This is a genomic window from Sphingobacterium sp. FBM7-1, from assembly GCF_020687765.1.
Lineage (GTDB): Bacteria > Bacteroidota > Bacteroidia > Sphingobacteriales > Sphingobacteriaceae > Sphingobacterium.
The window spans coordinates 50,618-64,513 of the sequence record NZ_JAJEWJ010000001.1; the positions used below are offsets into that span (position 1 = coordinate 50,618).

Annotated in this window: 14 protein-coding genes and 1 tRNA gene; 11 read left to right on the plus strand and 4 right to left on the minus strand. The window is 40.8% G+C overall.

Features of this window, described 5'->3' with window-relative positions:
• Positions 1-103: 103 nt before the first annotated feature.
• The 4 genes from LKO28_RS00205 to LKO28_RS00220 all read left to right on the plus strand — a co-directional run bounded on the left by LKO28_RS00205 (position 104) and on the right by LKO28_RS00220 (position 3,799).
• Positions 104-694, plus strand: a complete 591-nt coding sequence (locus tag LKO28_RS00205; protein ID WP_227692474.1) for a SatD family protein — start codon at positions 104-106, stop codon at positions 692-694.
• A complete protein-coding gene (locus LKO28_RS00210; RefSeq protein ID WP_227692475.1) occupies positions 691-1,419 on the plus strand; it encodes a DUF3307 domain-containing protein in 729 nt (242 codons plus the stop codon). Before LKO28_RS00205 ends, LKO28_RS00210 begins: the two co-directional genes overlap by 4 nt.
• 117 nt (positions 1,420-1,536) lie before the next feature.
• Positions 1,537-2,745, plus strand: coding sequence for a pyridoxal phosphate-dependent aminotransferase (locus LKO28_RS00215; protein WP_227692476.1), 1,209 nt, complete (start codon positions 1,537-1,539; stop codon positions 2,743-2,745).
• 79 nt (positions 2,746-2,824) lie between these two features.
• On the plus strand, positions 2,825-3,799 hold the full coding sequence (locus LKO28_RS00220) for a bile acid:sodium symporter family protein (RefSeq protein ID WP_227692477.1): 975 nt from the start codon (positions 2,825-2,827) through the stop codon (positions 3,797-3,799).
• Here LKO28_RS00220 and LKO28_RS00225 read toward each other — a convergent pair.
• Positions 3,792-4,256, minus strand: a complete 465-nt coding sequence (locus tag LKO28_RS00225; RefSeq protein ID WP_227692478.1) for a DUF4268 domain-containing protein — start codon at positions 4,254-4,256, stop codon at positions 3,792-3,794. The two genes, LKO28_RS00220 and LKO28_RS00225, sit on opposite strands and share 8 nt — an antisense overlap.
• A gap of 83 nt (positions 4,257-4,339) precedes the next feature.
• Between LKO28_RS00225 and LKO28_RS00230 the strand changes: the two genes are divergently transcribed.
• Entirely contained in the window at positions 4,340-4,873 is a 534-nt protein-coding gene (locus tag LKO28_RS00230; RefSeq protein WP_227692480.1) for a lipocalin family protein, read from the plus strand.
• 46 nt (positions 4,874-4,919) lie between these two features.
• Here the strand turns inward: LKO28_RS00230 and LKO28_RS00235 are convergent.
• Positions 4,920-4,993: transfer RNA gene (locus tag LKO28_RS00235), tRNA-Ala, on the minus strand.
• 81 nt (positions 4,994-5,074) lie between these two features.
• Positions 5,075-5,383: a hypothetical protein gene (locus LKO28_RS00240; protein WP_227692481.1), complete on the minus strand. Its 309-nt coding sequence runs from the start codon at positions 5,381-5,383 to the stop codon at positions 5,075-5,077.
• A 121-nt stretch (positions 5,384-5,504) separates the two neighbouring features.
• Here LKO28_RS00240 and LKO28_RS00245 point away from each other — a divergent pair, with 121 nt between their 5' ends.
• Complete coding sequence (locus LKO28_RS00245) at positions 5,505-6,908, plus strand: alkaline phosphatase (RefSeq protein ID WP_227692483.1); 1,404 nt, start codon at positions 5,505-5,507, stop codon at positions 6,906-6,908.
• Between the two features lie 69 nt (positions 6,909-6,977).
• Here LKO28_RS00245 and LKO28_RS00250 read toward each other — a convergent pair whose 3' ends face one another.
• Positions 6,978-7,370 carry a single-stranded DNA-binding protein gene (locus tag LKO28_RS00250; RefSeq protein ID WP_227692484.1) on the minus strand — a complete coding sequence of 131 codons (393 nt, stop codon included), beginning with the start codon at positions 7,368-7,370 and terminating at the stop codon, positions 6,978-6,980.
• Between the two features lie 175 nt (positions 7,371-7,545).
• On the opposite strand from LKO28_RS00250, the gene LKO28_RS00255 reads away from it, so the two are divergent.
• From LKO28_RS00255 to LKO28_RS00275, 5 genes are all read left to right on the plus strand, one after another.
• Positions 7,546-7,920, plus strand: coding sequence for a hypothetical protein (locus LKO28_RS00255; RefSeq protein ID WP_227692485.1), 375 nt, complete (start codon positions 7,546-7,548; stop codon positions 7,918-7,920).
• Positions 7,921-8,388: 468 nt separating this feature from the next.
• On the plus strand, positions 8,389-12,813 hold the full coding sequence (gene dnaE / locus LKO28_RS00260) for a DNA polymerase III subunit alpha (protein ID WP_227692486.1): 4,425 nt from the start codon (positions 8,389-8,391) through the stop codon (positions 12,811-12,813).
• A 98-nt stretch (positions 12,814-12,911) separates the two neighbouring features.
• Positions 12,912-13,229 carry a thioredoxin gene (gene trxA / locus LKO28_RS00265; protein ID WP_227692488.1) on the plus strand — a complete coding sequence of 106 codons (318 nt, stop codon included), beginning with the start codon at positions 12,912-12,914 and terminating at the stop codon, positions 13,227-13,229.
• 116 nt (positions 13,230-13,345) lie between these two features.
• A complete protein-coding gene (locus LKO28_RS00270) occupies positions 13,346-13,582 on the plus strand; it encodes a DUF4256 domain-containing protein (protein ID WP_227692489.1) in 237 nt (78 codons plus the stop codon).
• A gap of 79 nt (positions 13,583-13,661) precedes the next feature.
• Positions 13,662-13,895 carry a hypothetical protein gene (locus LKO28_RS00275; protein WP_227692490.1) on the plus strand — a complete coding sequence of 78 codons (234 nt, stop codon included), beginning with the start codon at positions 13,662-13,664 and terminating at the stop codon, positions 13,893-13,895.
• Position 13,896: the final 1 nt, after the last annotated feature.

The window sequence follows — 13,896 nt, forward strand, 5'->3', positions numbered from 1 at the left end:
TTTTAGTGATAAGTGGGTTTATCATTGTTTTTAATGATATTTTTACTTATCACTATTTTTGGTGATATGCTCGGGTATATTTATCTTTGAATAAAAGATAGATATGATAGCGATAATATCAGGCGACATCATCAAATCGCGTTCGGTGGATCCGAAAGTATGGGTGCCGGGGCTGGAGAACGCCATAGGTTTATACACGGAAAAATTTGATATTTTCCGTGGAGACAGTTTCCAAGCAGAACTCACCCTTGAAAATGTGTTGACGGCTACATTTTATATTAAAGCCGCTATGCGGGCCTTTAATTTGGACGTACGTATCGGTGTAGGTATCGGTACGAAGGACTATCATGCACCACGTATTAAAAACTCCTTCGGGTCTGCACTGATTCATTCGGGAGAAGCCTTCGAAGACCTAAAAAAGGAAACTATTTTATTTAAATCGGCTTATCCTAAACTTGATGAACTATGTAATGTGATGTTGCCGCTGGCTGCAGAGCTGACTACGCGTTGGACGACTAATATGGCGGAAACCGTGAAAGTAGCTTTCCAGCATGAAGATGCCAGCCAAGCTGAACTGGCTAAAATGCTGGATAAGAAATACCAAAGTCAGGTGAGTACGGAATTACAGAAAGCAGGCTACGCCAAAATAAAACGGGCGCTGGATTATTGTACAAAAGAAATATTAGCGTTATGAGTATTTTTTTCTTGAAACTCCTGCTTGCCCATTTTATCGGTGATTTTGTGCTGCAACCCAAAAAATGGGTGCAGAAACGGCAGGAAAATATTGGTTATTTACTCTTGCATATTGCTATTCATGTCGGCTTACTGCTATTATTTTTTCTTCCCGAATTATCCCAGCATTGGCAAATAATATTATTTGTAGGTTGTGCACATCTCGTGATAGATAGTGGTAAGATTTATTTTGAAAAAAAGTTTCCCCGTCATACCTTTCTGTTATTCGTCGCCGATCAGACCGCGCATCTGTTGTCTTTAATAGCGGTAATAGGATATGTTTATGGATTATCGATAGATTGGTCAATGTTATGGTCAGCAAACAATCTCTTGTATTTGTTAGCTTTTGTGCTGATCGTGTTTGTTAGCCCGATTATGTTACGTGTTTTCTTTAGCAAATGGAGGTCTGAAAAGGACGTGGCTGCCAAACCGACGCATTCTCTTGTTGATGCTGGAATGCTCATTGGTATTATGGAACGTTTGCTGATTGTGCTTTTCATCCAAGTAGGTTTTTTGTCAGGCATAGGTTTTTTGTTAGGCGCGAAATCTATTTTTCGTTTTGGCGACTTAACCAATGCAAAAGACACAAAATATACCGAATATATCCTAGTCGGAACCTTAGCAAGCTTCGTGGTAGGGATAGCCATTGGTTATGCTTTGCGCTTAGGTTTGAAGTATCTAAACTAGGGATTTTGTGCCTGAAGCCCAATCCGATACCCTGTGATCTGACTACCAAGACCTACAAAAGAAGATTTCTTAAAAATTTCCTTACGATAAATCGAGACTATGTATATATTTGTAGTCATGAGCACGACATCATATCTATCAGATCGGATTAATAACTTATCCGAATCGGCAACGCTGAAAATGACAAAATTAGGGCGCGAATTGGCGTCTAAAGGTATTAACGTAATCAGTTTAAGTGTGGGTGAGCCCGACTTTAATACGCCTGATAATGTAAAGGATGCCGCAAAGAAAGCCTTGGATGAGAATTATACGCGCTATTCTCCTGTACCAGGGTATCCCGAATTGCGCCAAGCAATTGTCAATAAGTTAAAGAATGAAAACGGCTTGACGTATGAACCTTCACAGATTGTTGTTTCGACCGGAGCTAAACAGTCTCTTTCAAATGTTATTTTGACGTTAATCAATCCAGGAGACGAGGTCATTATTCCTACACCATATTGGGTTTCGTATTCCGAAATGGTGGTATTAGCGGAGGGGAAATCTGTATTCATCGATACGGATATTGACTCGGACTTTAAGATAACACCAGAGCAGTTGGAGGCCGCTATTACTCCGAAAACGAAATTGTTTATGTTTTCTTCGCCGTGTAATCCTACAGGTTCTGTATATAGCAAAGATGAATTAGCTGCTTTGGCGAAGGTTTTTGAAAAATATCCGCAAATTTTCATTTTATCGGATGAAATTTATGAACACATTAATTTCATCGACAAACATGAATCGATTGCGCAGTTCGAGCCTATTCAGGATCGTGTGATCATTGTAAATGGTTTTTCGAAAGCATTTGCGATGACAGGCTGGCGTTTAGGATATATCGCCGCTAATAAGGAAATCGCTGCAGCTAACGATAAATTACAGGGACAAACAACTTCTGGTACGTGTTCTATCGCCCAGCGGGCAGGTATCGTTGCTTACCACGATGGTTTGGAAAGTGTAAATGAAATGAAGGAAGCTTTTTTACGCAGGCGTAAATTGGTGTACGATTTATTGAACGATATCCCAGGTGTGAAAACAAATCTTCCGGAGGGGGCATTCTATTTCTTCCCTGAAATCAGTTCGTTTTTTGGAAAGAAAGATCCGCAAGGGAATATCATTAAGGATTCTTCGGATCTTGCGCTCTATCTGCTTAACGAAGGACATGTGGCTACTGTAGGGGGAGACTCTTTTGGAAACAATAACTACATTCGACTTTCATACGCAGCTTCCGATGAAAATCTTAAAGAAGCATTAAGACGCATAAAAGAGGCGTTAGGCAAGTTGTCTTCTTAACCTTACGGTTAACGAACATATGCATAAATATTGATAGAGACGCAATAACATGTTGCGTCTCTATTTCATATAAGTCTGTATGAAACTAAAAATTGATGGTTTTATTCTGGCGCTATTCTGTTTTATAGCAGTAGCTTATTTTTTTCCACAACTATATCTGTGGGAAGAGGGTGAGGTTCTTGCTTGGATCACGAGTGTCGGGGTATCACTTATTTTCTTTTTTTATGGACTTAAATTAAGTTTTCCACAACTGAAAGCAGGGTTACGTAACTGGCGGCTCCACCTCCTGGTGCAAACCGTCACATTCGTATTGTTTCCTTTGCTTTTGCTGCCTTTCTACCCGTTTATCCAAACACAACTGCAAGGTGATTTTTGGCTTTCTTTTTTCTTTCTGGCAGCCTTACCTTCTACGGTGTCCTCTTCCGTGGTCATGGTTTCCATCGCCCGTGGAAATGTTCCTGCAGCCATTTTCAACGCGAGTATATCGGGGTTAATTGGTGTGGTAGTTACGCCGTTATGGATGCAGTTTTTTCTTGATTTTGGCGATGTTGACATATTAAATGATGTCTACTGGGGGCTAATTAAAGAGATCATCCTCCCCGTGATCATCGGATTATTGTTACAACCTTATTTTGGCAAATGGGTATGGAATCATAACAGGCAGTTGGGATTATTTGACAAGTCAATTATTCTGCTTATTGTATATAGTAGTTTCGCTGAATCCTTTGTAAGCGGCATATTCGCAAGTACGGGGTCCTTCTATCTGTTATGGATTTCTGTGGGCGTGGTTTTCCTTTTTGTATGGGTTTACGGCTTGATTTATTTTCTCGCTAAACATGTTTTTAAGTTTAGCAAAGAAGATCAGATTACAGCTTTGTTTTGTGGATCTAAAAAATCGCTGACCCATGGTTCTGTATTTGGTAAATTTTTGTTTGCTCATTCCCCTAGCGCAGGCCTCTATTTTCTTCCATTGATGCTATTTCATGCTTTTCAGATATTGGTCGTAACAGTAATTGCTCAGCGTTACGATAAGGAAGGGAAAGACGTTATTTAAACATGTCAAAGCCATATTTAGCGTTGCTCCAAAAATGGTCTAAGGCGATCATCCGTGGTTTGAAAAATTGGATTAATTCGGGCCAGTCTGTTTCTTTGAAAACCGAAATTTTCTTGTCTAACTGTGTTCCGATACGAGCAGTGTTCTTACCGTATTCATCGTAATGTTCTGGGTGCCAAATCCATTCTTCATCCAGTTCCGCATGCAATATCGTCTTGTATGTAAGGAATTGCGAAAACATCAATTCCCTTATCCCTGCATCCGGGTGGCTGATTTCAATATAAATATTGGCGGCTTTGTTATCTGCTTCCATGCGGAAGTAAAGATGTTTGATGCCTGTTTTATAATTAACCCAATTGACTTTTACGCCTTCTTCATTAGGAACTAAGGACATAAACTGGCCAAAGTTTGTCCAAAATCGCTCTTTTAATCTTTTTGCCTCTTCTTTTGAATACATAAGCTTCTGCACTATTTCGCTGACCGACTTCAAAACTAGAAATTTATCGCCAAACTTTTATAGCGCTTTTGGGTTTAAAGAATATGGATAGAAAAAAATCATTTTTACTGCTAACGGCTGTTGCCGCCGGTACAGCGCTGTATAATTTATTAAAGCCTATTAAATCGAATGTCGCCGTTATACAGGGGTTCCAAAAAGAAAAATATTTAGGCGACTGGTATGAGATAGCCCGTCTGGATTTTTATTGGGAAAAAAACCTTAAAAACGTAATGGCTACTTATTCACAGAATGAGGACGGTAGTATTCGCGTCAACAATCAGGGATATGATGCGGTAAAGGAAAAATATAAGCAAAGCATAGGTAAAGCTAATTTTGTAAGAACGGAAGAGGAGGGGGCTTTAAAAGTGTCTTTTTTCGGTCCATTTTATTCGGGATATAATGTAGTGATGCTGGATGAGGACTACCGTTACGCTTTAGTATTTGGCGAGAATCTCGACTACATGTGGATACTTTCTCGTGAAAAGACGATACCCGAAGACATCAAGCAAAAATACCTTGCTTATGCCAAACGTGCGGGATACGCTATTGATAAGCTAGTGTGGACCGTACAGGAATAAAAGAAAAGAGGCAAAGACCATCTGGTCCTGCCTCGCTTCCGTTTTGTGGAGAATATCGGAGTCGAACCGATGACCTTTTGGCTGCCAGCCAAACGCTCTAGCCAGCTGAGCTAATCCCCCTCTTTTTAAAAAACATCCAAACATAGATAAAATGGTTTATATTCACAAACTGATTTTTAAATTAGTTCTCGCGAGGCCACATTAATGGGAAAATATGGGGTTTAAAAGGGTGTAATCAAGTGTGTCGTCGGACACGATAAGATTTGCAATTTCGTGGATATCTTCCCCGCTGATCTGATTACCCAGTCCAGCATTAAACGAACGACAAAGTAACAAAGCGCTTTCCGTTCTTTCGGTGTTCTCAATAAGTTTACTTCCGCTGTAAAAATTGATTAAGGAGGTCGCAAATGCCGCAAAAGCTTCTAAAGTGAAAGGAGTAGCTTGGTGTAAAGTATAGCGCATATATTTTTCAAAATCCTGGACAATCATGTCTCGCTGTTGTGTCGTCATATTTGCAAAAATAAGATTTTAGTCAAAACCGGCATCGCTTATGAAATAAGATTTGGTCGTAATTTAACATAAACTTTATAATAAAGTCTTAATTTTATCCGCGTTAAACATATTTAAAAAAATGAAGAAAAGTTTGTTAGTTCTTTGCCTCCTTGTGTCTATTGTATTTGGCGCATTAGCACAAAAGCCCAAATATATATTTTTTATGATTGGGGATGGAATGGGTTTAAACCAGATAAATTTGACAGAAGTCTTTCTAGCGGCACAGGAAGATCGTAATACGGTATTTCCGCTTGTATTTTCTACCTTTCCTTACGCCACATTCGCGACGTCTTATTCTTTGTCTCACGGTGTGACAGATTCTGCAGCCGGCGGAACGGCTCTGGCCATTGGCAAGAAAACCAAAAATGGCGTAATCGGAATGGATAGCACGGCGACCGTTACTTATAAAAGCATCGCTTATGCAGCGAAAAATGCTGGCTTCGGTGTGGGGATTACGACCTCGGTAAGTATAGATCACGCTACTCCAGCTTCCTTTTATGCGCATCAGCCAAGTCGTAATAATTATTATGAAATTGGGCAGGATCTCATAAAATCTAATTTTGATTTTTTTGCCGGAGCGGGATTTTTAAGTCCAGATAAAAGTTCGGATAAAAAGGATGCTCCTTCTTTGTTTCCGCAATTTACGCAAGCAGGATATACGTTAGCGTATGGCTTAGATGACTATAACCGTGTGCAGCAAACAGCTGATAAAATAATTTTAATGCAGGCAAAGGAAGAGGATCCCGCTGCGTTGAAATATGCCATTGATCAGAAAGACGGCGATTTGACTTTAGCAGCGGTGACCGATGCCGCTATTACTTCGTTGTCAAAAAATGAGAACGGATTCTTTTTAATGGTAGAAGGCGGGAAGATTGATTGGTCGTCTCATGCGAATGACGCAACAACGACTATTCGGGAAGTATTAGATTTTAATGAAGCGGTTAAGCGGGCATTCGCATTCTATGAAAAATTTCCAGAAGAAACTTTGCTACTTGTCACAGCAGACCATGAGACAGGAGGAATTGCGATAGGTAACGGGAGCAGTCGCTTGAATACGAAGCTGCTGGCAAACCAACGGGTATCGCAAGGCGCGTTATCTCAAATATTGACGAGTTTAAGATCTACAAATGACGACGTGAGCTGGGAAGAAGTAAAACGTGTTTTGACGGATAACGTCGGCCTCTTTGCGGAAGTAACAGTGAGTAAGGAGGAAGAAGAAGCACTTGTGGCTATTTACGAGAAAAGCTTTGTACAGCATAAGGAAGAAACGACAAAAAGTTTGTATGCGAACGACGATAAACTGGCTAGCGAAGCTATTAATATATTGAATAAGAAGGGATCGGTGAGTTGGGCTTCAGGGGGGCATTCCGCCGCTTATATCCCCGTTTTTGCTATAGGAGCGGGAGCAGAAAAATTTTCTCACAAGATGGAAAATACGGATATTCCTAAAAAAGTGGCAGAGGCTGCCGGTTGGGATTTTTAAGAAAAAGATAGGGTATCTTAATAGATAGGGGTGTCTCTCACAAGAAGCACCCCTATTTTGTTGGAGATATTAGCGCGTATCTTCGTCGTCTGTAACCATCGAAGTTGCTTCCATGGATGTATTTGCCTGGTTGGCATCGAGTACAACAAACTGCTGTACCCGAATGTCAGTGATTTCTCTTTTGATGTTGTTAACGTCGATATAGTCTCGGTAAAGTAATGAACCTTGTATTAAGAGTCGGGTCCCTTTTTTACATTTTTTGTCTAAATGTTCCGCTAGTCTACCCCAGAAAACCAAGTTGTGCCAATAAGTAGTTTCTACCCATTCTCCTTGGCTGTTCTTAGTGTACTCATTTGTTGCGAAACGTACATTGCAAACTTTCGTGCCGGTTGTTGTCATTTTTACTTCCACATCGGCTCCCAGACGTCCGATCAGTTGTACTACATTGATTAAAGTATTCATAATATTGAATTTTTAGTTGCAATTTTGATATAGTTATATTAGTTTTATCGTGTCAGTAGCGTTGCTTTTGACATTTCAAAGTTGCGAAAGCTGGTCTAGGCTAGCCGGTAGTTAACCAATTATATGCGTTTATAAGCGATTATAAACGTTTGGGCACTAAAAGAATTATGTAAACATGAAAAAACGTATGTGTTTGGCTTGTGGCGAGCCTGTTGTTGGACGGTCGGATAAACGCTATTGTGATGACGGCTGTCGGAATGCTTACAACAATCAAAAAAACAGTATTCCTAACAGTTTTGTGCGAAAAATCAACGATGTATTAAAGCGGAATCGGCGTGTTTTGTCTGAGGTACTCGGTAAAGAAAAAATGCAAAAGGTATCCCGTGATAAATTGCTATCTAGAGGGCTTGATTTTGAATTCTTTACGGGTCAGTTTATGACGGCTAGAGGACAAATTTATTTTTTCGTTTATGAGTATGCGTATTTGCCGTTAGACGAGGAACGAATTTTAGTCGTCCGGCAAAAAATAGCCGAAGAACGTTACAAATGAGATTCGGAGACGGAACGGAGAAGTGAAAAAATAAGGGTGTGTTAATTTGCATAACGTTATTTTTTCGTTAACTTAGCAATTCATAATTCAGTCCGCTAGAGCATGGCGGCAAGTTATAATTGGTTAGTTAGGCCTCTTTCCGCCCGGATGGAGGCCTTCTTTTTTATGTGAAGTTTATGCGTTCCAAAATACAAGTTTGATCCTATAAAGCGAAAAATCCTGAAGCGGGAGCCCCAGGATTTTACCAAACCAATTATTAACCTAAATTATGAAATTATACCTTTATAACGTAGGCGATTCAAAACTATTATCGGTTCTGTTATTTTTAACATATTTTAACACAAATGTGGTTCTTATTAAAAAGTGTTTTAAACGCATCGTGTTTTGTCATGACAAACGTCTTCCATATCTTTATTTGTTTAATTTTGTGGGGAAGCGATTAATTTTTGTGACGAGAAAGGGAATTTGATGTATATAATTTTTGATACCGAGACAACGGGTTTGCCCAAGCGTTGGGACGCGCCCATTACCGACACCGATAACTGGCCCCGCTGTATTCAGATAGCCTGGCAGCTACATGATGAAATGGGAAATCTGATAGCGCATGAGGATTATTTAATTAAACCAGATGGCTTTAATATCCCTTATGATTCGGAAAAGATCCATGGTATATCGACGGAGTTAGCAGAAAAGGAGGGAGTTCCGCTTGTTGAAGTATTAGACAAGTTTAACGCAGCTTTAGCCAAGGCAAAGTTTATCGTCGGACAGAATGTCGGGTTTGATGTTAACATTATGGGGAGCGAGTTCTACCGTTACGGAGTGGATTCCCCGCTAGCGGCCATGCCGGTATTGGATACTTGTACAGAAGTTACTGCGGAGTTGTTAAAACTTCCGGGAGGTCGTGGCGGACGTTACAAATTACCTACGCTAACCGAACTTCATCATTATTTATTCGGAATTCCTTTTGCGGAAGCTCATAATGCGACGGCTGACGTAGAAGCGACGACACGTTGTTTTTTCGAACTCATTAGGCGAGAAGTATTTACGTCGGATGAACTTCAGGTAGATACCGGGTATTTCGTCGATTTTAACCAACACAATCCGCACACGATTGCGTCTGTGGGTTTAAAACACATTAACTTAAAAGCTGCATCGGATGCAATACGCGCTGCTCAAAAGACGGACGAACCAACCGTTGTTATAGATGAAGCACTCAAGAAGGCACTCGATAATGCGGAGTTTGCTCACCTCCATAATCATTCACAGTTTTCTGTATTACAGTCTACCATCTCTATTCCTGCTTTGGTAGCGGCAGCTGCGAAGGCAGATATGCCAGCCGTCGCTCTTACGGACCATGGTAATATGATGGGGGCATTTCACTTCGTAAATACAGCGCTGGGATATAATAAGGAAATCGAAGCTAAAAATGCGGAAGCCTTAGCGCAAGGTAAGCCTCCTGTAGGTCGTCCCTTGAAACCGATCGTTGGTTGCGAATTTTATGTATGTGAAGATCGAAAAGATAAATCCAGAAAAGACAATGGTTATCAAATTGTCTTTTTGGCAAAAAATCTAAAGGGGTATCACAATTTAGCAAAGATGTCGTCGATTGCGTATACAGAAGGGTTTTACTATGTCCCGCGTATAGACAGGTCCGTGATCGAACAATATAAAGAAGATCTGCTTGTACTCTCGGGAAACTTATACGGTGAGATTCCTAGTAAAGTGTTAAACATCGGTGAGACCCAGGCAGAAGAAGCGTTGATATGGTGGAAACAGCAATTTGGAGACGATTTTTATATTGAACTGATGCGGCATGGTCAGGAAGATGAAGATCGGGTGAACCAAACGCTCATTCAACTTGCAAACAAGCATGATGTGAAGTTGATCGGTACAAATAATACCTATTATGTCAGTAAAGACAACGCGCATGCCCATGATATTTTACTCTGTGTAAAAGATGGAGAAAAATTATCTACACCAAAGGGTAGGGGGCGCGGTTTCCGGTTTGGCTTACCTAACCAAGAGTATTATTTTAAGTCGGCTGATGAAATGAAACGGGTATTTGCAGATGTGCCCGAAGCCATTATCAATATACAGGATATCTTAGATAAGATTGAGGTTTATTCGTTAAATAGGGACGTACTCCTACCTAAATTTATTATTCCCGAAAACTTTCGACACCCAGAAGATGAGCTGGACGGGGGTAAACGCGGAGAAAATGCCTACCTGCGCCATTTGAGTTATGAAGGTGCGAAGGAGCGGTATGGAGAAATAAGTGAGAGTATTCGAGAACGTTTAGATTTTGAGCTGGAAACGATAGAAAGGACGGGATACCCCGGATACTTCCTTATTGTGCACGATTTTATCGATGCGGCTCGTAAGATGGGCGTTTCTGTAGGGCCCGGGCGTGGTTCTGCGGCTGGCTCGGCTGTTGCTTACTGTTTGAAAATCACCAATTTGGATCCCATTGCGTATGATTTGCTTTTTGAGCGCTTTTTAAATCCAGATCGTGTTTCGATGCCCGATATCGACATTGATTTTGATGATGAAGGTAGAAGTCGCGTTATGCAATACGTTATCGACAAATACGGCGCTTCGCAGGTTGCACAGATCATTACCTACGGCACCATGGCAGCTAAATCGTCTATACGGGATACGGCGCGTGTACTGGACTTACCTTTGCAGGATGCCAATGAAATTGCAAAGCTTATTCCTAACCTCAAATTGAGCAAGATTTTCTCGATGGATGATAAATCGATGAAAGAAGCATTGCGCGCAGAAGAGATGGAAGCGGTGAACCGGTTAAAATCATTGGCTGACGGTGCTGGCTTAGAGGCGGAAACCATCAAACAAGCCCGTGTTCTGGAGGGGTCTATGCGGAATACGGGAATCCATGCTTGTGGCGTTATCATTACGCCAGACGATATTACGAATTTCGTACCGGTATCGTTAGCAAAGGATTCAGATCTGTACGTCACGCAGTTTGATAACTCGGTGGTAGAAAGCGCCGGGTTATTAAAAATGGACTTCTTAGGGCTGAAGACCTTAACGTTAATTAAGGATACGGTAGCTATCGTAAAACTTCGTCATGGTATTGATCTTGATCCCGATAATTTCCCTATAGATGACACCAAGACCTATGAACTATTTCAGCGTGGTGAAACGGTAGGAGTGTTTCAATACGAATCTCCGGGGATGCAAAAATACATGAAGGAGCTGAAGCCTACGGTATTTGCAGATTTAATTGCGATGAATGCACTGTACCGACCCGGACCTATGGAATATATTCCATCTTTCGTTAAACGAAAGCACGGTATAGAACCTATTACTTACGATCTGGAAGCCTGTGAGGAATATCTGAAAGAGACCTATGGAATTACCGTTTATCAAGAACAGGTGATGCTTCTGTCGCAAAAATTGGCAGGATTCTCTAAGGGTGACGCGGACGTTTTACGGAAAGCGATGGGTAAAAAGCAGAAAGCGGTGTTGGATAAGATGAAACCCAAATTTATCGAACAGGCTGCTGCAAATGGACACGCCCCGAAAATACTCGAGAAAATCTGGACAGATTGGGAAGCATTTGCGTCTTATGCTTTTAATAAATCACACTCTACGTGTTATGCTTGGGTGGCTTATCAAACAGCTTACCTCAAGGCTCATTATCCGGCGGAATATATGGCGGCAGTACTGTCCAACAACATGAACGATATCAAGACCGTAACCTTCTTTATGGAAGAATGTCGGCGGATGGGACTTCAAGTATTGGGGCCTGATGTAAACGAATCGTATTATAAATTTACCGTGAACGAGCAAGGAGCCATTCGCTTTGGAATGGGGGCGGTGAAAGGTGTTGGCGCCGGAGCGGTAGATACCATTGTCCAAACCCGAGAGAAAGACGGTAAATACAAATCCGTTTTCGACCTCGCCAAGCGTATTGATCTTCGCGCGGCGAATAAAAAAGCATTTGAAAGTTTGGCGTATGCTGGTGGTTTCGATAGTTTTACCAATACGCACCGGGCACAGTATTTTCATACGGATGGAGACAATTCTACGGGGCTTGAGAAAGCCATCAAATACGGTCAGCGCATAAAAGAGAACGAAAATTCGGCGCAAGCAAGTCTTTTTGGAGGCTCGGCCGCGACGGAATTACCGGAACCTGTACTGGCTCCATGTCCGCCTTGGGGACTCATCGAAAAGCTGAAATATGAAAAGGATGTTATCGGTATTTACTTAACAAGTCATCCGCTCGATAATTATAAATTTGAAGTCAAACATTTTTGCCAGAATAGAGTTATCGACCTTCATTTGATCAACAAGGTCAAAGCTAGTGAAGTAGAAGAGGTAGTTTTGTTGGAATTTAACCGTATAAAAAATAAGGAGGTGGTTGTAGGCGGTATCATCGCCGCGGCAAATCATAGAATTTCTAAGAATGGAAAACCATTTGGTTCTTTTATCATCGAAGATTACAGTGAATCATTTGAGATTATGGTGTTTGGAGAAGATTACGTCAAGTTTCGGGGGTATTTGCAGGAAGGTTTTTTTGTACAGATAAGGGGATTGGTCCAAGAGCGGTTCAGACAGGCAGGGAATTGGGGTTTTGAATTGAAAAATATACAGTTGCTTTCGGAGCTTCGGGATAAAATGGCAAAATCATTCACGATAAATTGTCCACTTCATCTCTTAAATGATCAGTTCGTTCAGCAAATGTACCGCTTAGTCGAGTCGACGAAAGAAGAAGGCGTAGAAAGTAATTGCCAGCTTAAGTTTAAAATATTGGATATCCAAGAAGAGTTAGCCATAGAAATGCCCGCAAAATCGATGAAAATAAATTTAACGAACGAATTTTTGGACGGGCTAGAAAAAATCGAGGGTGTACAATATAAATTAAATTGATAGCATATAAAAATTTGTGAAGAGCCAATGACGATTATCTATAGTCAAATCTTTATCTTTGTTTATTACGTTAGAGAAAATCAGAAAAATTAAATATTATGGCATTAGAAATTACAGACAGCAATTTTGAAGAACTGGTTCTCAAATCCGACAAACCTGTTTTGGTTGATTTTTGGGCAGAGTGGTGTGGCCCTTGCCGCATGGTTGGTCCTATTGTTGATGAAATCGCTACAGAATATGATGGAAAAGCAGTAGTAGGAAAAGTAAATGTGGACAATAATCCGGATATTTCTGTTAAGTTTGGTATCCGTAACATTCCTGCTTTGTTGTTCTTCAAAAATGGCGAAATCGTGGACAAACAAATTGGTGCAGTACCGAAGTCGGTATTGGTAGAAAAGCTTAGCAAGCAACTTTAAGAGCTTTATTAAAACAATTTTCAAAGCCGGTTTTTCTCTATCGAAAGGCCGGCTTTTTATTTTACCTAAAACGGAAATATTGTATATTCGTTATTATATAACTAAACGCTTAAATCATGACAATAAAACACGCCCTTTCAGCCATCCAAATAGACGAGGTTTTGGAAACCCTCTATCAACGGTTTGCTAAAAATGAGCCACGTCATTCCGGTCTAGATTGGACGAAAATACAAGAAAAACTTGTCGCTAATCCAGAGAAGCTCGCGTCACTTTACCAAATGGAAGCAACGGGGGGCAACGGAGCAGAATCATACTATGCGGCACGTGGTTTCCGGGGTATATTAAGCGTTTAATAGTTGAATCCATCCGGCATTGGGAGCGCCTAATCAATCAATATAAGACTCTTTTAGTACCGGATATAATTTGTTTACCATGAATTTAAGTAGAACATTTACACAAGAAGTAAACGGAAGGACGATAAACTTTCATGTTACATACGATTTACAAACCCATTTTTTTAACGTGGTAGAAGATGACCAGGTTTCCTATACCTTGCAATTTAATCCGGAGGCTAAAGCATGGACGACGAGCGGTGGATCGGAGCCGTCAATTCCCGTTAGTCAACTGGCACAACTCGTTCAACAAAGTTTTGGTGTCTTCGTATAAC